The 18,867-nt window shown below is 68.8% G+C and carries 12 protein-coding genes; all 12 read right to left on the bottom strand.

The genetic code is table 11. From position 1 onward, the window contains the following. Positions 1 to 42 precede the first annotated feature (42 nt). The gene (smc, locus tag ACH2A7_RS06470) at positions 43 to 3,603 is read right to left on the bottom strand and encodes a chromosome segregation protein SMC (RefSeq protein ID WP_394960862.1); all 3,561 of its coding nucleotides are present in this window, start codon (positions 3,601 to 3,603) and stop codon (positions 43 to 45) included. A gap of 18 nt (positions 3,604 to 3,621) precedes the next feature. Then, on the bottom strand, positions 3,622 to 4,287 hold the full coding sequence (gene rnc, locus ACH2A7_RS06465) for a ribonuclease III (protein ID WP_394960861.1): 666 nt from the start codon (positions 4,285 to 4,287) through the stop codon (positions 3,622 to 3,624). A gap of 22 nt (positions 4,288 to 4,309) precedes the next feature. After that, entirely contained in the window at positions 4,310 to 5,323 is a 1,014-nt protein-coding gene (gene plsX, locus ACH2A7_RS06460; RefSeq protein ID WP_394960860.1) for a phosphate acyltransferase PlsX, read from the bottom strand. A gap of 33 nt (positions 5,324 to 5,356) precedes the next feature. Continuing rightward, the gene (gene trmFO / locus ACH2A7_RS06455; RefSeq protein WP_394960859.1) at positions 5,357 to 6,664 is read right to left on the bottom strand and encodes a methylenetetrahydrofolate--tRNA-(uracil(54)-C(5))-methyltransferase (FADH(2)-oxidizing) TrmFO; all 1,308 of its coding nucleotides are present in this window, start codon (positions 6,662 to 6,664) and stop codon (positions 5,357 to 5,359) included. Further along, positions 6,661 to 8,736 (bottom strand): type I DNA topoisomerase, encoded by a 2,076-nt coding sequence (topA, locus tag ACH2A7_RS06450; protein ID WP_394960858.1) that lies wholly within the window; start codon positions 8,734 to 8,736, stop codon positions 6,661 to 6,663. Before topA ends, trmFO begins: the two co-directional genes overlap by 4 nt. A gap of 19 nt (positions 8,737 to 8,755) precedes the next feature. Then, entirely contained in the window at positions 8,756 to 9,841 is a 1,086-nt protein-coding gene (gene dprA, locus ACH2A7_RS06445) for a DNA-processing protein DprA (protein ID WP_394960857.1), read from the bottom strand. Further along, a complete protein-coding gene (locus ACH2A7_RS06440) occupies positions 9,838 to 10,620 on the bottom strand; it encodes a TrmH family RNA methyltransferase (RefSeq protein ID WP_394960856.1) in 783 nt (260 codons plus the stop codon). The genes dprA and ACH2A7_RS06440 overlap by 4 nt, the downstream gene beginning before the upstream one ends. Positions 10,621 to 10,735: 115 nt before the next feature. Further along, complete coding sequence (gene rplT, locus ACH2A7_RS06435; RefSeq protein WP_394960855.1) at positions 10,736 to 11,089, bottom strand: 50S ribosomal protein L20; 354 nt, start codon at positions 11,087 to 11,089, stop codon at positions 10,736 to 10,738. A gap of 60 nt (positions 11,090 to 11,149) precedes the next feature. Continuing rightward, positions 11,150 to 11,353, bottom strand: coding sequence for a 50S ribosomal protein L35 (rpmI, locus tag ACH2A7_RS06430; protein ID WP_177521333.1), 204 nt, complete (start codon positions 11,351 to 11,353; stop codon positions 11,150 to 11,152). 25 nt (positions 11,354 to 11,378) lie between these two features. After that, positions 11,379 to 11,933 (bottom strand): translation initiation factor IF-3, encoded by a 555-nt coding sequence (infC, locus tag ACH2A7_RS06425; protein ID WP_394960854.1) that lies wholly within the window; start codon positions 11,931 to 11,933, stop codon positions 11,379 to 11,381. A 201-nt stretch (positions 11,934 to 12,134) separates the two neighbouring features. Continuing rightward, entirely contained in the window at positions 12,135 to 15,608 is a 3,474-nt protein-coding gene (locus tag ACH2A7_RS06420; RefSeq protein ID WP_394960853.1) for a UvrD-helicase domain-containing protein, read from the bottom strand. Between the two features lie 14 nt (positions 15,609 to 15,622). Beyond that, on the bottom strand, positions 15,623 to 18,844 hold the full coding sequence (locus tag ACH2A7_RS06415; protein WP_394960852.1) for a PD-(D/E)XK nuclease family protein: 3,222 nt from the start codon (positions 18,842 to 18,844) through the stop codon (positions 15,623 to 15,625). Positions 18,845 to 18,867: the final 23 nt, after the last annotated feature.

The following is an 18,867-nucleotide window of genomic DNA, read 5'->3' as shown; positions in this document are numbered from 1 at the left end:
CGGCGAATGTTGCAAAACGCCGGCGCGTTTGTGCCTTTTTTGTCAGGACACCAGCGACGCGTCCACCTCGTCCAGGTCCAGGCGCAGAAGTTTGGACACGCCGTCCTCCTGCATGGTGACGCCGTAGAGCACGTCCGCGGCCTCCATGGTGCCCCGCCGGTGGGTGATGACGATGAACTGGGTGGCGTCGCAGATGCGGCGCAGGTACTGGGCGTAGCGCACCACGTTTACGTCGTCCAGCGCGGCCTCGATCTCGTCCAGGATGCAGAAGGGGGCGGGGTTCACCGCCAGGATGGCAAAGTAGATGCTGATGGCCACCAGCGCCTGCTCGCCGCCCGACAGGGCGGACAGATTCTTGATGACCTTGCCCGGGGGGGCCACCTGGATGTCGATGCCGCTCTCCAGCACGTTTTCCGGGTCGGCCAGCGAGAGGCTGGCGGAGCCGCCCCCGAACAGGGCGTTGAAGATGCGCCCGAAGTGGCCGTTGATGCGCTCAAAACTCTCGGAGAAGATGGTCTTCATCTCGCTGGAGAGCTCGCCGATCATCCGCGTGAGCTCGGCCTTGCTCTTCTCCACGTCCCGCACCTGATCCCGCAGGGTCTCGTAGCGGCCGCTCACCTCTTTGTACTCCTCGATGGCGGCCACGTTCACGTTGCCCAAGGCCCGTATTTTGCCCCGCACCTCGCCCACCTGGCGGCGCAGGTCGGCCGCGTTGTCGAACTCCACGCACAGGCTCTGGGCGTCGGTGAGGGTGAGCTGGTACTCCTCCCAGAGTTTCGAGATGGTCTGGTCATACTCCACCTCGGCGGCGGCCTTGCGCTCGGCCAGGCGGGCCATCTCCTGACTCATCTTCTCCCGCTGGTCGGTGATGGCGCGCACCTTCAGTGCCTTTTGGTTCGCCTCGCCCTCCTTTTCCATGCGGCGGGCGCTGGCGGCGGCGATCTTCGCCTCCTGCTCCTCGATGCGGCCGGCGGCCTCCTCCTTTTGCAGGCGCACCGCGGCCATCTTTTCGGCGTTCTCGTGGTTCAGGGCCTGGAGGCGGGCGATGTTGGCCTCCAGGGCCAGGCGGCGCTCCTCGCTCTCGCCCGAGCGGCTGGTGAGGGTATCGATGGCGGCGGCGTGGAGGTCCTTGTCCTTGCCGGCCTCCAGCCGCTGCATCCGCACGGCGGACAGTTCGTCCGACAGGCGGGCCCGGGTGGCCAGGAAGCTGTCGTCGCTGCCCGCCAGTTCGGCCAGTTCCTTTTCCAGGGCCGCGATCTCGCCGGCCAGCTTTTCCTGCTCGGCGGCAGCTGCCCGGGCCTCCGCCTCGTCCCGCGCCTTCTGGGCGGCGAGGCTGTCCGCCTCGGCGGCGGAGAGTTCGGCGGCGGCCTGCGTCTGGCTGAGGGCCGCCTCGATGCGGCGGGCTTCGGCCTCGGCGCGGATCTTGTCGCCCCCGGCGGTGATCCCCTCGCTGGCGGCGGCGGTGAGCTGGGCGTTCAGCGCGTCCACCTCCGCCTTCCACTTGTCGGTGGCCTCGGCGGCGGCGTCCTGCTTTTGTTCCAGCTGCGCCACCTTCTTTTTCAGTTCCTCCATCTCCTGACGGCGGCTGAACAACCCCGCCGACCGGCTGGTGGAACCGCCGGTGAAGGAGCCGCCGGCGTTGATGACCTGGCCGTCCACCGTGACCACCCGGTTGCGCCAGTCCAGGCTGCGGGCCACCCGGGAGGCCTCGTTGATCTCGTCCACCACGATGATGCGGCCCAAAAGATTGGCTACGATCTGGTCGTATTTTTGATCGCACTGCACCAGGTCCGCTGCCACCCGGGCGCTGCCGGAAAGGCGGGAAGCGTCCAGCCGGGTGCCCTTGACGGTGTCCAGGGGCAGGAAGGTGGCGCGGCCGGCCTTCTCGTCCCGCAAAAAGGCGATGGCGGCCTTGGCGGCGCTTTCCCCGTCCACCACGATGTTCTGCAGCGCGTAGCCCAGGGCCGTTTCGATGGCCAGTTCGTAGCCGTGCTGCACCGTGAGGATGCCGCTCACCGTGCCCAAAATGCCCCGCAGGCGGCGGTTTTGCGCCGCGCGCATCACCGTTTTGACGCTCTGCTGGTAGCCGTCCATGCTGCGTTCCAGATCCCCCAGCACCTGCAGCCGCTGCACCGCGGCCTCCCGCTGGCGGGTGATCTGCTGTTCGGCGGCGTCCGCCTCGTCCAGCTGCTTTTGGCGGCTGGCCAGCTTCATTTTGAGGCCGCTTTGCACGTTTTCCAGCCGGGCCAGGGTGTCGTTCACCGTGGCCCGGTAGGCCGCGGTGTCCGCCTGCTCGGTCTTGAGGTTTTGCAGCGCCTCGTCGTTTTTCTGCCGCTCGGCGGCGATGGCCTCCAGCCGTTCGGCGGCGGCCGCCGCGCTGCTGGCGGCGCCGGCCGCCCGCACCTTGGCGTCGGTCTGGCGGGCGGTGAGCTGGGCCAGCAGGCCGGTCACCGCGCCCCGGCGCTCGCCGGTGGCGGCGTTCTCCGCCTGGATGGCCTGCAGCTGCTCCTCGCGGCGGGCGGCCTCGGCCTCCAGTTCGGCCATTCTGCGTTCCAGTTCTTCCATGGCCTGCCGGTGGGCGGTGATCTCGGCGGCGATGCCCTCCCGCCCCGCGCCGGCGGCCTCGATCTCCTCTTGGAAGGAGGCGATGCTGGCGTTGTTGTGGTCGATGTCGTTTTGCAGCACGGCCAGGCGGCTGTCGCTGCCCGCCTGCTCCTCGGTGATGGAGCGGATGGCGGCGTTGCACCGCTCCACCTCCACCATCAGCCGCTGCATCTCCCCCTGCAGCTGCTCGGTCTCGGCGTCGATGGCCTCGATCTCGGCGGTGAGGGAGTCGTAGTCCGCCTGGGCGGTCTCGTACTGGCGCTGCTGGGCGCGCACCGTGTCCTTGGCGCGGCGCACCCCGTCCACCCAGAGGGTGACCTCCAGCTCCTTGCGCTTTTCGCTCAGCTCTAAAAACTGGACAGCCTTTTTGCTCTCCCGTTCCAGGGGGCCCACCCGGCTCTCCAGTTCGCCCAGGATGTCCCGCAGGCGGGTGAGGTTGTCCTCCGCGCCGGCCAGGCGGCGCTCGGCCTCGTTTTTGCGGTAGCGGTATTTGGCGATGCCGCTGGCCTCCTCAAAGATCTCCCGGCGCTCGGCGCTCTTGGCGCCCACGATCTCGGCGATGCGGCCCTGGCCGATGATGGAGTAGCCGTCCCGGCCAAGACCCGTGTCCAGAAACAGTTCGTACACGTCCTTTAAGCGCACGTTCTGGCCGTTGATGGAATATTCGCTCTCGCCCGAGCGGTAGTATTTGCGCCCGATGACCACCTCGTCGGCGTCCACCTCCAGCCGGCGGTCGGCGTTGTCCAGCGTGAGGTTGACCATGGCGTAGCCCATGGCGCTGCGCAGCTGGGTGCCGCCGAAGATGACGTCCTCCATCTTGCCCGCGCCCCGCAGCTGCTTGGAACTGGTCTCGCCCAGCACCCAGCGGATGGCGTCGGAGATGTTGCTCTTGCCCGACCCGTTGGGCCCCACCACGGCGGTGATGCCCTTGTCGAATTTGACGCGGGTGCGGTCGGGGAAGCTTTTGAATCCCTGTATCTCCAGTTCTTTCAGTACCATTGCGTTGCTCCCAAAGCGTTATTTCACCAGACCCATCAGTTTGAGGGCCTGCCGGGCGGCGGCCTGTTCGGCAGCCTTTTTGCTGTGGCCCTCGCCCTGGCCGATCAGGTTGGAATTGAGGTACACCGCCATTTTGAAGTGTTTGTCGTGGTCGGGGCCGCTCTCCCCCTCCAGCTCGTAGCGCAGCCGCTCCTCGGGGTTCTGCTGGATGACCTCCTGCAGCTGGGTCTTGTAGTCGGCTTCGGCGGTCTTGCCTTCGGTGATGAAGGGCAGGATGAAGGCCCGGGCCGTCTCCATGCCGCCGTCCAGATACAAGGCGGCGATGAGGGCCTCGAAGGCGTCGGACACCACGCTGGGCCTTGTGCGCCCGCCGCCCATCTCCTCGCCCCGGCCCAGGCGCAGATAGCGCCCCAGGTCGATCTCCTGGGCGAATTGGAACAGGGCGCTCTCGCACACCAGGCTGGCCCGGGCTTTGGTGAGCTCGCCCTCCGGCCGGTCTTTCCAGTGGTGGAAGAGGTAGTCCGCCACCACGATGGAGAGCACGCTGTCGCCCAAGAATTCCAGCCGCTCGTTGTGCTTCACATGGCCCTTGGCCTCGTTGGCGTAGCTGGTGTGGGTGAGGGCGGTCTCCAAGAGGGACGGGTCCTTGAAGGTGTGACCGATGACGGTCTCCAGTTGATGCATCTGCAATGCCTCCCGTAAAAGGTCAGTGGGCTGTTTCCTGTTCGGCCACGGCAGCAAGGCTTTCGGCCATCACGCCGCACAGGTCGCTCTCCACGCAGAGTTTTGCCTGGCGGATGGCGTTGCGGATGGCCCGGGCATTGGAGGAGCCGTGGGCCTTGATGACCGGGCGGCGGGTGCCCAAGAGGGGCGCGCCGCCGTATTCGTCGGCGTCCATGCTCTTTTTGAACTCGGCCACGCCGCCCTTGAGCAGCAGGTAGCCCAGCATGGTGCCCGCGTTTTTCTTGAACATGGCCTTCAGCTTCGCGCTGAAGAATTTGGCCAGGCCCTCGGTGAGTTTTAAGACCACGTTGCCGGTGAAGCCGTCGGCCACCACCACGTCCGCGTTGCCGGCGGGGATGTCCCGGGGCTCGATGTTGCCCACAAAATGAATGGCCTTGTTGTTCTTCAGCAGCTGGTGGGCCTCCACATAGGTGGGGGTGCCCTTGGATTCCTCGGCGCCGTTGTTCACCAGCGCCACCCGGGGCTTTTCCAGGCCCATGACCTTTTGCATGTAGACGCTGCCCATCACGCCGAAGGCCTCCAGCATGGCGGCGCGGCATTCCACATTCGCGCCGCAGTCCAACAGCAGAAAGGGCGTTTTGCCGGGGATGACGGTGGCCAGCGCCGGGCGCTTGACCCCCTTCACCGTGCGCACGATGAGGCTGGCGCCCACATGCAGCGCGCCGGTGGAACCGGCGGACACAAAGGCGTCGCCCTTTCCCTCCGCCAGCATCCGCAGGCCCACCACCATGCTGGAATCCTTCTTCGCGCGCACGGCCTTGGCCGGCTCGTCGCACATCTCGATGGTCTCGGTGGCGTTCACGATCTCGATGTTCTTCATCTCGATGCCGTTTTCCTTCACGCAGGCGGCGATCTTCTCCGCGTCGCCCACGGCCAGGATCTCCACGTCGGGCCAGTCGGCGGTGGCCGCGGCGGCGCCCTTTAAGATCGCGGCGGGGGCGTTGTCGCCGCCCATGGCGTCCAGAATGATCTTCATGGCAGTTGCACCCTTTCTTTGTTCAATGGTACGTTATTCCGTCTCCTTCGCCCAGCGGGCCATGGCCTCCTGCGCCCTCTCCGAGAGGGCGGCGTAGCGGGCGCGCTTATCCCGGATGTGTTCTTCCAGCGGCGGCAGCAGGCCCATGTTGGCGCCCATGGGCTGAAAGTTTTTGTTTTCGGTGGTGATGTAGCGGGTCAGCTGGCCCAGCATGGTGTTTGCCGGGGGCATGGCGTACTCCCGCCCGTTCAGAGCGGCCCAGAGGCTGCGGGCGGCCAGCAGGCCGCAGGCGGCGGACTCCATGTAGCCCTCGAAGCCGGTGATCTGGCCGGCGAACCACAGGTTCTCGTGGCCTTTGAGGCGCAGGGCCGCGGTGAGCAGCCGGGGGCTGTTCAAAAAGGTGTTGCGGTGCATCACCCCGTAGCGGGCAAACTCCGCATTGGCGAGGCCGGGGATCATGGAGAACACCCTTCTTTGCTCGCCGAACTTGAGGTTGGTCTGAAAGCCCACGATGTTGTAGAGGGTGCCCGCCTCGTTCTCCCGCCGCAGCTGGACGTTGGCCCAGGGGCGGTGGCCGGTGGCGGGGTCCACCAGGCCCACCGGGCGCAGCGGCCCGAAGCGCATGGTGTCCGCCCCGCGGGACGCCATCACCTCGATGGGCATGCATCCCTCGTAGACGGTGAGATCGCCGTCGAACGCGTGGAGCTCGGCCCGCTGGGCGCTCACCAGCGCGGCGTGGAAGGCCTCGTACTCCTCTTTATTAAAGGGGCAGTTGAGGTAGTCCGCGTCCCCCCGGCCGTAGCGGCTGGCGGCGAAGATGCGGCTCATATCAAGGCTCTCGGCGGTGACGATGGGGGCCGCCGCGTCGTAGAAGGAAAGCTCGTCGCCCCCGGTGACTTCGGCGATGGCATCGGCCAGCGGCCCGTCGGTGAGGGGGCCGGTGGCTACCAGGGTGGGCAGGCTCTCGTCCAGGCAGACGGCCTCCTTGCGCACCACCGTGATGTTCGGCTGGCTCTCCACCAGGGCGGTGACCCCGGCGCTGAAGGCGTCCCGGTCCACGGCCAGGGCGCCGCCCGCCGCCACCCGCACCCTGCGGGCCACCGGCAGCAGGTGGCTGCCCAAGAGGTCCATCTCGGCCTTGAGCAGGCCGGAGGCAGAGTCCGGCCGGTCGGCCTTCAAACTGTTGGAACAGACCAGTTCCGCGAAGTTTTCGCTTTTGTGGGCGGGGCTTTTGCGGGCGGGCTTTTGCTCCACCAGCTCCACCGGAACGCCCTTGTCCGCCAGCCACAGGGCGGCCTCGCAGCCGGCCAGGCCCGCGCCCAGCACGCGCACCCCGCTCATTTGGTCACCTGGGTCTCGAACCCGCAGCCCTCTTTCGCGCAGTAGAGGCGGCTGCCCTTTTTGAACAGGGTGGCGCCGCACTTTTCGCAGGTCTGGGGCACCGGCTCATCCCAGGTCATGAACTCGCACTTGGGGTAGTTCTCACACCCGTAGTACACCCGGCCCTTGGCGCTGCGGCGCAGCAGCATCCGCCCGCCGCACTTGGGGCAGCGGCCGCCGGTATCCTTTACCAGCCGCCGGGTGTTGGTGCACTCGGGGAAGCCCGGGCAGGCCAGGAACTTGCCGTAGCGGCCGGTCTTGATGACCATTTTGCGGCCGCACTTTTCGCAGATCTCGTCGGTCTCCTCGTCGGGCACCTTGATCTTTTTGCCCTCCATGTCCTTCTCGGCCTTTTCCAAGGACGCCGCGAAGGGCTTGTAGAAGTCGTCGATGATGTCGTGCCAGTCGGCCTTGCCGCTCTCCACCTGGTCCAGCTTTTTCTCCATGTCGGCGGAGAAGGCCACGTCCACGATGGGGGCGAACTCGGTCATCATCAGCTCGTTGATGGTGCGGCCCAGCACGGTGGGCTTGAGCTTTTTCTGCTCCCGCTCCACATAGCCCCGGTCCACGATGGTGGTGATGATGGGCGCGTAGGTGGAGGGGCGGCCGATGCCGTTCTCCTCCAGCGCCCGGATCAGCGTCGCCTCGGTGTAGCGGGCGGGGGGCTGGGTGAACTTCTGCTCGGGCTTCAGCTCGCAGAGTTTCAGGGTCTGGCCCTCCTCCAGGGGGGGCAGGGCGGTCTCCTTCTTCTCCTTCTCGTCGGTGGCCTCCTCGTAGAGGGCGGTGAAGCCGTCGAAGGTGACCACAAAGCCCGACGCCCGGAACTGGTAGTCGCCGGCGGTGATCTGGGCGGAGACGGTGTCCTGCTCGCAGTCGCTCATCTGGCTGGCGATGAACCGGCTCCAGATCAGGCGGTAGAGCTTGGCGATGTCGCCGGAGATGCTCTTCTCCGCCTCGTCGGGGGTGAGAGAGGGCACGCTGGGCCGGATGGCCTCGTGGGCGTCCTGGGCGGCGGTGGCGCTGCGGCTCTTGTAGGTGCGCTTGCCGGTGTAGACGTACTTTTCGCCGTACTGCCCGCCGATGTACTCCCGCGCGCCGGCCACCGCCTCGTCCGACACCCGCAGGCTGTCGGTACGCATGTAGGTGATGAGGCCCAGGGTGCCCCGGCCGGCGATGTCCACGCCTTCGTACAGCGTCTGGGCCGCCCGCATGGTGCGGGTGGCGGTGAAGCCCAGCCGGCGGCTGGCCTCCTGCTGCAGCGTGGAGGTGATGAAGGGGGGCGCGGGGGTCTTTTTGCGGCTGCCACGGGTGAGTTTGGTCACCGTGTAGTCCTTGCCCTCCAGCGCCTTCACCACCGCGTCGGCCTTTTCCCCGGTGGGGATCTCCAGCTTTTTGCCGGCAGCGCTGCCGTACAGCCGGGCGGTGAACTTCTTGTGCCCGGCAGAGAGGGTGGCGTCGATGTTCCAGTACTCCTGGGGCTGGAAAGCCTCGATCTCCTTCTCCCGGTCCACGATCAGCCGCACGGCCACGCTCTGCACCCGCCCGGCGGACAGGCCCCGGCGCACCTTGCGCCACAGAAAGGGGCTGAGTTTGTAGCCCACCAGCCGGTCCAGCACACGGCGGGCCTGCTGGGCGTTGAACAGGTCCATGTCGATGGCCCGGGGATGGGCCATGCCCTCGGACACGCCCTTCTTGGTGATCTCCCCGAAGGTGACCCGGTTGGGCGCGTCCACCGGCAGGCCCAACAGATAGGCCAGATGCCAGCTGATCGCCTCGCCCTCCCGGTCCGGGTCGGTGGCGAGATAGACCTGGTCGGCCTTCTTGGCCGCGGCCTTCAGTTCCTTGATGAGCTTTTCCTTGCCCTTGATGTTGATGTACTGGGGCGCATAGCCGTGCTCCACGTCGATGCCCAGCTGGCTGGCGGGCAGATCGCGGATGTGGCCCATGCTGGCGGTGACTTCGTAGCCGTCGCCCAGATATTTTCCAATGGTTTTCGCCTTTGCGGGCGACTCCACAATGACCAGTTTCGACATAGAATACTCCTTAACGGTTTCATTTGCGGCGGAACTGCCCGCCGGCGCTGCTCACGGCCTCGCCCGCCACTTCCAGCTCCATCAGGGCGGCCAGGGCGCTGCCTGCGTCCAGCTTCGCCTCGGCGGACAGCGCCTCCAGCGGGCGGGGCGTCTGGGTGAGGTGGGGCAGCATGGCCCGCGCCGCCGCCGAGAGGGGCGCGGCCTTTGTTTCGGGGGAGGCGGGCTTTGCGCCGCCTGCCGCCAGGCCCAGGGCCGCCAGCAGCGTGCCGCCGCCGGTGACCATGCGGGCCTGGCCCTCCGCCAGCAGGCGGTTGGTGCCGGCGCACACCTGGCTGAAGATGCCCCCCGGCACCGCGTACACCGGCCGGCCGTAGCGCCGGGCATGGCCCACGGTGTTCATGGTGCCGCTCTTTTCCCGGGCCTCCACCACGCAGAGGGCGTCGCTGAGGGCCGCGATGAGGCGGTTGCGCAGCAAAAAGTTGCTGCGCTGGGCCACCTCGCCCGGGAAGAACTCGCTGATGACCGCGCCCACCTCCTCCATCCGGGCCCGCAGGCGGCGGTTGGCGGCGGGGTAGGTCTGGTCGATGGGGGTGCCCAGCACCCCGATGGTGGGCGCGCCGGCGGCCACGGCGGCCTTGTGGGCCTCGCTGTCCAGCCCGTCGGCCAGGCCGCTCACAAGGCACACCCCCGCCCCGGCCAGCTCGCTGCCGATGCCGGCGGCGGCCTCCATCCCGTAGGCGCTGGGCCGGCGGGAACCGATCATGCCCACGGTGTGTTCGGCATTCAGCGCCGAAACCTCGCCGGTGACGAAGAGCGCCGGGGGCGCGTCTTCGATGTCCTTAAGGCGCCCGGGGTAATCGGCGTCGGCCAGGGTGAGCACCTGGGCGCCCATCCGCACGCAGCGGGCTTCCATGGGCGCGAAGACGGCGGGGTCGGTGGAAAGGCGGCCCCGCTGGGCCGGGGTGAGCAGACCGGAGAGGTCCTCTCTGCCCACCGCGTCGAACACCTGGCGGGCGTCGCCATAGATATCCAGCAGGCGGCGGCAGTGGGGCGCGCCGGGCCCCAGCACATAGGAAAGCCACAGCCAGTAACAGGTGTCGGTCATCGGCCCGCCCCCCGGAAGTGCCACAGCAGCACGCTGCCCGCCACGCCGGCGTTGAGGCTCTCCACCTTGTCGCTGATGGGGATGCGCACCGCCGCGTCGCAGGCGGCCACCGCCGCCTCACTCAGGCCCTGGCCCTCGCTGCCGATCACCAGGCACACCCCGCCGGGCAATGCGGCGGGCACCTGGTCCAGCGGGCGGCTGTTGTAGAGGGCGGCGGCCAGCGCCGTCACCCCCCGTTGCCGCAGCGCGGCCAGCGCGTCGGGCAGATGGGGCACCGCCACCACCGGAAGGCGCGCCGCGGCGCCCATGGAGGCACGCAGGGCCTTGGGGCCGAAGGGGTCGGCGCAGCCGGGCGAGAGCAGCACCCCCTGGAAGCCGAAGGCGGCGGCGCTGCGCAGCAGCGCCCCCACGTTGCCGGGGTCCTGCACCCGCTCCAGCGCCAGCAGGCGGCCGGGCACCGGCAGGTCCTCGAAGCGGGCGGCGGGGCGCTCAAAGACGCCGAACACCCCCTGGTGGGAGGCGCCCTCCGCCAGCTTTTTGGCCACGTGCTCCTCCACCAGGCACCTCTCCTGCCCCATTTCGGCCAGGGCGGGGGTCTTTTCCAGGGCCGCCTCGGTATAAAATATTACCTTTAAGGGGCAGGCGGCGGCCAGATCGGCGCAGAGCTTTAGGCCCTCCGCGAAGAAGGCGTGTTCGCCCCCGCGGAAAGCCGCCGACCGGGCCAGCTTGCAGGCATATTTTATTTTGTCGTTTTCACGGCTGGTAATGCGCTGGGCCACATCGCACCTCTCAAAGCAAGGCCCGCCGCGCCGAAGGCTTTTTCCGGCGCGGGGCCTTTTGCGGTCAATACAAAGCGACGCCCGTGCGTGCGCGCGGGCGTTGCTCGTTTTTTATTTACAGCGCCTTCTTGGCGGTCTCCACCAGGGCGGCGAAGCCGGCCTGATCGTGGATGGCCATCTCGCTGAGCATCTTGCGGTTCAGCTCGACGCCGGCCTTCTTCAGGCCGTTCATGAAGCTGGAGTAGTTCATGCCCAGGGGCCGCACGGCGTTGTTGATGCGGGTGATCCACAGGTTGCGGAACTGGCGCTTCTTCAGCTTGCGGCCGACGAAGGCGTAGTTGCCGCTCTTCATGACCTGCTGTTTGGCCATCTTGAAATGCTTGGATTTGCTGCCATAAAAACCCTTGGCCAGCTTGAGGGTCTTCTTTCTGCGTTTGCGAGTCATCATCGCGCCTTTGATACGAGCCATTGTTCTATCTCCTTTACACAGTCACTTGTCGGATTTCAGAGTCCTTGCCTTTTAAAGACCTCAGGCGTAGGGCAGCATGGCCTTGACAGCGGCCGCGTTGGTCTTGTCGGCGTAGGCGTTCTTGCGGTAGCCGCGCTTGATCTTGGTGGTCTTGCCGTGGCCGTTGAGCAGATGGCTGCGGTAGGCGTGGCCGCGTTTCACTTTGCCGGTCTTGGTGAGCTTGAAGCGCTTTTTCGCACCGGAATGGGTTTTGATTTTAGGCATTGTTCGTTCCTCCTAAGATTTTGTGTTACTTCTGCTGGGCGCCGGGCTTGGGGCTCATGAACATCTGCATGCTGCGCCCCTCCAGTTTGGGAGCCTTGTCGACCTGCGCGTCGGGCAGGGAATCGGCAAAGCGCTTTTCCACCTCGAGGCCCAGGTTGGTGTGGGCCATCTCGCGGCCGCGGAACCGGATGGAGACCTTGATCTTGTGGCCGGCCTTCAAAAACTTCTCGGCCTGGTTGACCTTGGTGTTGAAGTCGTTGGTGTCGATGTTCAGGGACAGCCGGATCTCCTTGATCTCGATGGTCTTCTGGTTCTTTTTGGCTTCCTTTTCGCGCTTTTGCTGCTCGAAGCGGTATTTGCCGTAGTCCAGGATCTTGCACACAGGCGGCTGTGCCTGCGGCGCGATCTTCACCAGGTCAAGGTCCTGCTCCTGGGCCAGGCGCAGCGCCTCCCGGCCGGACATGACGCCCAGCTGGCTGCCGTCCGCGCCGATCAGGCGGACTTCCCTGTCACGAATGGCCTCGTTGATCTCGATCTCTTTTTTGCCGTTGGTAGCGATTTGGATACACCCCCATCTCATTTGCCCGGAAAAATGAACGCGGCCGCCGATTTCCGGCAGCCGCGCGAACACACAAAGCGCAGCGCCCCCAAGGGAGCGCGGAGCGTGTTGACCCGGGCCCGGAGGGCCCCAAGGTGAGCGCGGCGGCAAACCGTCAGCTGCTTTCTTTACTCGAATAGCTTACCACGCCGAAGGGCCCGTGTCAAGCGGTTTTTGAAAAAATCAGGCGGTGGGCACATCGATCTCCCGCCCCAGCCGGAAGCTGTAAAGGGTGAGCCTCGTCACCGGCTTTGAAAACCGCCGCCCGATGGCCGCCGCGTACATCCGCAGCTGGGCGGCGTAGGCCGCCGCCAGCTCTTCGGCGCTCTTGCCCCGGTCGGTCTTGTAGTCCAGGATCTCCAGGTGGTCGTCAAATTCCAGCACCACGTCGGCCACGCCCTGCACCAGCACCCGCGCGCCGCTGTGCGCGGCTTCGGGCGAGACCTGTTCGGCGGGAAGGGCGGTGATGAAGGCGTACTCCCGCAGCACCGCCCCGGCGCTTTGCAGCCGGGCGAAGGCGTCGCTTTCAAAAAAGCGGCGCAGCTGCTCAAAGGGCAGGCAGGCCAGCTGTTCGGGCGTCAGCAGCTTTGCCTCCAGCTGGCGGCGGCCCTCCCCCTCGGGGTCGCGGGCCGCGGCGGCCAGGTCCGCGTGCTGCAAAAAGGCGTGGAGGGCGCTGCCCTGCTCGGCGCCGGTGAGGCCCTCTTTGTACATGAAGGCCGGCCGGGCGGGGGCCAGTTCCTCGCCGGTGTGGGCCAGCGCCGTGACGCTGACCTTGGCGGGCACCGTTTGCAGCGCCGCCCGGGGGTCCCGCCAGGCAAGGCGGGCGGCCAGCGCGGCGGCCAGGTCCGCGTCCGGCGCGGCGGCGGGCAGGCCGGCGGCGGCGGGGGGCGCGGGCTGCGCCTCCTCCGGCTGCTGGAAGGCGACGGTCATGGTGTCGGCCAGGGGGCGGGGGCGCACCGGCACCGGCGCGTTCACCAGCCCCCGCAGCGCCCCGGCCGCCGGGTGGGTGAGCAGGGCCAGCAGCACCCAGTCGGCCCGGCTGGCGCAGTGCTGCAAAAGGTAGGCGGGCCGCCGGCCGCCCAGGGTGAGCTGGGCCGCCAGCCGCTCCAGGGCCTTTGCCGGGTTCTTCAGCGCCATGGTGAGCAGCAGCCGGTCCCTGGCCCGGGTGGCGGCCACATAGAGCACCCGCATCTCCTCGCTGACGGCGTCCGCCGTCTGGGCGGCCTGCACCGCCCGCAGGGGGGCGGTGGCGTAGGCGCCCCCCGACCCGGCCCGCAGGGTGAGCCCCAGCCCCAGCCGGGGGTGCAGCACCACCGGGGCGATCAGGTCCTCCCGGTTGAAGGGGCGGTCCAGCCCGGCGGCGATGACCACCGGGAACTCCAGCCCCTTGGAGCGGTGCACCGTCATGATGGACACGCACCCCGGGCGGCTCTGGCCCTGCTCGGGGCCGGGCACGCCGCCCTCGGCCAGGGCCGCGTCCATGGCCCGCACCACGCCGGACAGGCCGTTTTTGCCGCAGTCGGCGGCGAAGGCGGCGAAACGCCGCAGGTTCTGCCGGCGGGCCTCGCCCTCCCCCATGGCCCCGGCGGCGGCAAGGCAGCCGGTGCGCAGGAAGATCTCCTCCATCAGCCGGTCCACCGGCAGGGTCTGGGCCAGCCGGCGCAGGGTGCGCAGCCAGGCCATGAAGGCGGCGGTCTTCGGCTCGGCGGCGGCGCTCACCGCGCCGTAGAAGCTGCCGGCGGGCCGCAGGGTGCGCAGCCGCACCAGGTCGTCCGGCTCAAAGCCCCCGAGGCCCAGCATCACCGCCGCCAGGTGCACGTCCTGGGCGGGGTTATCCAGCACCCGCACAAGGCTCGCCACCGGCCGCACCTCCGGCGCGTCCAGCAGGTTTTCCGCCCGGTCCACATACACCGGGATGCCCGCCGCCTCCAGCGCGTCGGCGTAGACGTCGAAGCTCGTGCGGCTGCGGGTGAGGATGCAGAAATCCTCAAAGGCGGCGGGGCGCCGGCCGCCCGCGCCGTCCCGCACGGTGAAGGAGGAGGCGGCGTCGGTCAGTTCCCGGATGCGCCGGGCGATGAAGGCCGCCTCGGCGGCGGTGCCCCCGTCCCCCTCCACGATGTGCGCCTCGCACCCGCCGGCGTAGCCGCCGTAGGCCGCCAGGTCCCCCAGGCCCGGCACCAGCTTTTCGCCGGGGCCGTAGTCCACGCCGCCCACCTCGTCGCTCATCAGCGCCTCGAAGAGGGCGTTCACCCCGTCGATCACCCCCGGCGCGCTGCGGAAGTTGGCGTCCAGAAAGACCTTCTGGGGCCCGGGCCGGCCGTAGGGGGCGTAGCGGGCCAACTTGTCCCGGAAGACCTCCGGGTCCGCCTGGCGGAAGCGGTAGATGCTCTGTTTCAGATCGCCCACGAAGAAGAGGTCCTCCCCGCCGGGGGCGGCCAGGGCGGCGTAGAGGGCGTCCTGCAGGGCGTTGGTGTCCTGGTACTCGTCCACCATCACCGCCGCGTACTCCCGCCACAGCTGGTCGGCCAGTTCGGTGCGGCCGCCCTCGGGCGTTTGCAGAAGGCGCAGGGCAAGGTGCTCCACGTCGCTGAACTCCAGGGTCTTTTCCTCTGCCTTGGCCTGCCAGAAGCGGGCGATGAAATCCCCCTCGGCCCGGGCCAGGGCGGCCACCAGCGGCGCGGCGGCGGCCCGGTCGGCGGCGAACTCCTCCTCGGTGCAGACGAACACCGTCTCCTGCAGGCGGGCCAGGATCTTTTTCACCAGTTCCCGCCGGGCCTTGATGCGCTCGATGCGGCAGCCCTTGTAGCCCCGCACCGCCTTGAGGGGCTGGTAGGGCAGCTGCCGGAAGGTGGCCAGAATGTCGTTCCAGGGGGCGGCGGCCACGGCGGCCTCCACCGCCTGCGCGGCCTGCACGTCGCACTGAAGGGCGGGCAGGTAGTTGTCCAGCTGGCCGTCCAGGGTGGCCTCGGCCAGGTTCTCCCGGGCCAGGCCCAGGGCGCACCGGGCCCCCCGCAGCCCCTCCGCCCGCAGGGCTTTGCCCCAGTCGGTGAGATCCAGGTGGCGGTCCTGGGCCCAGGCGTCGGCCAGCGCCTGCAGGCTTCTCTCCGAGAAGGGCATGCTGGAGAGGAAGTCGTAGAGCTGTTCCAGCACCCGGGCGGCCTGTTTGTCGCTGCGGCCCTTGCCGTACAGGTCGGCAAAGGCGCAGAAGTCCGGGTCGGCGTAGGCGTGTTCCAGCGCGTCGGCCAGCGCCCCGGCCCGCAGCCGGGCCAGCTGGGGCCCCTCGGCGGTGGTAAAGTCCGGCGGGATGTCCAGTTTGCCGAAGTGGGTCTGCACCAGCTGCAGGCAGAAGGAGTCGATGGTGCCGATGCTGGCCCGCTGCAGCAGCATGCGCTGCCGGCGCAGGAAGGTGCGCTCCGGGTGCTTCAGCTGCTCGTCCGCCAGCCGGGCGGCCAGCTTGGCCCGCAGACTGGCCGCCGCCGCCCGGGTGAAGGTGACGATGAGCAGCCGGTCGGCGGGCACCGGGTCCTTTTCCCGGGTGAGCAGGCGCACCGCCCGCTCCACCAGCACGGCGGTCTTGCCGCTGCCCGCGGCGGCGCTCACCAGCAGGGCCGAGCCCTCGTGGTCGATGGCGGCCTGCTGTTCTTTGGTGAACTGCATGGTTCCTCCCCCTCTCATTCCTGCCGGCGGCAGACGTTGCGGTAGTCGCAAAAGCGGCAGTGGGTCTCCTTTTTGCGGCCCTCGGCCAGCGGCGCGGCGTCGATCCTGCCGGCGTAGAGTTCTTCCGCCATCTGCACCACCAGGCCGTCCAGGTCGCTCTCCAGCTTCGCCAGCTCCTCCACCGAGGTGAGGGCCTCGCTCAGGCGGGGCTGGCCCGCCTTGTCAAAGCGCACCGGCACATACAGGCCGGTGGCGGCGCTGTCCATGGCGGCGAGCACCTCCGGCTCGCCGACCACCACGCCCTCCACCTTGTAGTCCAGGCCTTCGGCGGCGGTGGCCCGGTCGGCGCGGGCGGGGGCCGGGTCGGCCATCAGGTAGAGCACCCCCGCCGGGGCGGGGTCTTTGAATTTATCGCCGGCCTTTCGCACCAGCGTGAACAGGTACACCAGCATCTGACAGTTGAGGCCCCGGCGCACGTCCTCCAAAAGGAACTCCTTGCTGCCGGTCTTGTAGTCCACCACCCGCAGCCAGGTCTTGCCCCCTTGGCGGCAGGCGTCCACCCGGTCGATCTTGCCCACCATCCGCACCGTCTCGCCGGTCTTTGTGGTGAGCACCACCGGCGGCACCTGGTCCGGCCCGTCGCCGATGCCCAGCTCGAAGGCCACCGGGCGGAAGGCCCCCTGGCGCTGCTCGGCCTGGATGAAGGCCAGCAGGGCCGCGGCGCTTTTCTGCAGCCGGCGGATGAGGTATTCAAACCGGGCCCCGGCGCCGGGCATGTTGGCGGCCACATACTCCCGGGCCACGGCGGCGGCGAGATCCGCCAGTTCCGTTTCCGAGAGGTCCACAAAGCCCTCCCCCGCCCGCTGCAGGGCCTGCTCCAGGATGTAGTGCACCAGGGTGCCCGTCTGGTCGGCAGTGAGGGCCGCCTGCTTGCGGGGGCGCGCCCCCAGCACATACTCGAGGAAATAGGAGAAGGGGCAGGAATAATACCGCTCCATCCGGCTGGGCGACAGGCGCAGCCGGTCCCCCAGAAGGCGGTGCATGGCGGCGGTGTCCCGCACGGCGAAGGGCTCGGCCAGCGCAGCCCGGCGCACCGGCTCCAGGGCCGTCTTGCCCGCCTCGCTGCCCTCCACCGCCTCGTAGAGAGCGGCGGTGGCGGGGCTGGCGGCGTCCCAGCCGGCGCCCAGCAGGTCCAGCGCGGCGGCGGGGGTGGCGGCGAGGTCCGCCGTTTCCAGCGCCGGGGCGGCGGGGGCGAGGCAGGCCTGCGCCCCCGCCAGGGCGCTGGTCATGGGCAGGCCAGCCGGGCCGGCGGCCCAGCTCATCCACACCCCCTTGGCAGCGGCGGTGAGGGCCTTGTAAAAGCACACCTGCTCGCGCACCATGCGGTTTTCAAAGCAGTCGGGCATCTCCACCCCCTGCCGGATGAGGGCGTCCCGCTCGGCGTGGGTGAGCAGGCCCCGGTCGCCGGGGGCGGCGGGGAACTCCCCTTCCGCCAGGCCCAGCACAAAGCAGTAGTCCGGCTCGTCCAGCCGCATCCGGCCGGCGGTGGTGAAGATCACCGCGTTCAGGCTCTGGGGGATGTGCCCCAGGTCGGTGGTGCGGGCCAGCAGGTCGAACAGTTCGCCGTACTCGCCGGCGGGCAGCGTCTCCTGCCCCAGCAGCAGGGCCATCTGGTCCAGCAGGTCGCAGGCCAGGTTCCACACCCGCACCGCCTCCTCGGCGGCGGGGATGCCCTCCTCCTCCTTCAGCCGGCCGGCGGCGGCGGTGAGTTTTTCCTCCGCGCCCAGGGCCAGCATAGTGCGGTACAGGCTCTCGCACAGGGCGGCGGCGGGCTTTTTGCGCCCCGCGGCGGCAAAGTTTGCCAACACCGGCACCAGTTTTGCCCGGGCGGCCTCCGCCAGCGCCAGCTGGGCGGCGTCCTCGGGGCGCATCTCCCCCCCGAAGCCCGCGGGCGAGAGGGTGAAGGGCTGCTGCCACTGGGCGGCGGACAGCTGCCAGGTGTAGGCGTAGTTTTCCAGCGCGCAGAGCTCGGCCTCGGAGAGGCTGGTGAGCCCGGTCTTGGCCGCGGCCAGCACCGTCTCGGTGGAGACGCCCCGGCGCAAAAGGCTCAGCAGCGCCTTCACCAGCCGCAGGGGCGCGGCGTGCTCGGCGCTGGCCGGCTCGTCAAAGAAAAGGGGGATGCCCGCCAGCCGGAACTCGTAGCGCACGGCGGCGAGGTACTGGGAGGCGTCCCGGCAGATGACCGCCATCCTGCCGTAGGGCACCCCCGCCCGGGCCAGCTTTGCCACGGCCCCCGCCGCCAGCTTCGCCTCGGTCTGGCGGTCCTCCGCCCGCAGCAGGGTGAGCTGTGCCGGGTCGGCCCCGCCGGCTTCAGGCGTGCTGCCCGCCAGCAGCGCGGCCAGCCGGGCCAGGTCCGGGGCGTTTTTGTGGCGCATATCCTCCGTCAGCAGCACCGGCGAAGCCACCGCCACCCCGTTCTTGCGGGCCATCTGCCGCAGCGCGCCGGCCATCTTCTTGGTCCCGCTGAAGAGGCCCAGCCCCCCCTCGGCGTCCTCCAGGCCGTCGGCGCACAGCGCCACCGTCACCGCCGGCGCGCAGCACAAAATGCGCTCCAGCAGCTGCCGCTTGGGGGCGTTGAAGGTGTCGAACTCGTCGATGAACACGGCGGTGTCCGCAAAAAATTCCGGCGAAAGGCGCGCGGCGGCGGTGGCCACCCGGTCCGCCGGGTCCATGGCCGCCCCCTCCAGCAGGGCCTGGTAGGCGGCGTAGACCCCCGCCAGCTCCCGCAGCTTTTCCCCCGAGGGCCCGGCCCCCGCCGCCAGCTGCTCCAGCTGGGCGGCGCTCACGCCGGCGCTCTTCAGTTCGTCCAGCGTCTCGGCGCACTTTTCGCAGAAGGCGGTGCTGCGCCGGTGGCGGCTGTAATAGTGCACCGCGTCGCCCATGGATTCCAGCGCCCGGCGCACCAGCACCGCCCGGCCCGCGTCGGTGAGGGTGCGCACCGCCGCGCCGCCGTAGACGTTCAGCAGCTTTTCCGAAAGGCTGGTGAAGCTGTAACTCTCCACCCGGCCGGAGTATTCGTCCCCCAAAAGGGCGTAGATGCGGCCCTCGGTGCTGGAGGTGAACTGCTCCGGCACCAGCAGCAGGCTGCGCTGCCCGGCCAGGGCCCGCTCCCGGATGCGCCCCAGCAGATACCCCGATTTGCCGCTGCCCGACGGCCCCAAAACCAATTGCAGCATGGGTCTTGCCTCCCCGCGAAAAA

Source organism: Candidatus Allofournierella merdavium, from assembly GCF_944382735.1.
Lineage (GTDB): Bacteria > Bacillota > Clostridia > Oscillospirales > Ruminococcaceae > Allofournierella_A > Allofournierella_A merdavium.
This window is presented reverse-complemented; position numbering and strand designations above follow the sequence as displayed.

Bases quoted from the DNA above. Each gene is read 5' to 3' on its own strand.
- smc (WP_394960862.1), bottom strand. From the start codon at position 3,603: ATGGTACTGAAAGAACTGGAGATACAGGGATTCAAAAGCTTCCCCGAC.
- rnc (WP_394960861.1), bottom strand. From the start codon at position 4,287: ATGCATCAACTGGAGACCGTCATCGGTCACACCTTCAAGGACCCGTCC.
- plsX (WP_394960860.1), bottom strand. From the start codon at position 5,323: ATGAAGATCATTCTGGACGCCATGGGCGGCGACAACGCCCCCGCCGCG.
- trmFO (WP_394960859.1), bottom strand. From the start codon at position 6,664: ATGAGCGGGGTGCGCGTGCTGGGCGCGGGCCTGGCCGGCTGCGAGGCC.
- topA (WP_394960858.1), bottom strand. From the start codon at position 8,736: ATGTCGAAACTGGTCATTGTGGAGTCGCCCGCAAAGGCGAAAACCATT.
- dprA (WP_394960857.1), bottom strand. From the start codon at position 9,841: ATGACCGACACCTGTTACTGGCTGTGGCTTTCCTATGTGCTGGGGCCC.
- rplT (WP_394960855.1), bottom strand. From the start codon at position 11,089: ATGGCTCGTATCAAAGGCGCGATGATGACTCGCAAACGCAGAAAGAAG.
- rpmI (WP_177521333.1), bottom strand. From the start codon at position 11,353: ATGCCTAAAATCAAAACCCATTCCGGTGCGAAAAAGCGCTTCAAGCTC.
- infC (WP_394960854.1), bottom strand. From the start codon at position 11,933: ATGAGATGGGGGTGTATCCAAATCGCTACCAACGGCAAAAAAGAGATC.
- ACH2A7_RS06420 (WP_394960853.1), bottom strand. From the start codon at position 15,608: ATGCAGTTCACCAAAGAACAGCAGGCCGCCATCGACCACGAGGGCTCG.
- ACH2A7_RS06415 (WP_394960852.1), bottom strand. From the start codon at position 18,844: ATGCTGCAATTGGTTTTGGGGCCGTCGGGCAGCGGCAAATCGGGGTAT.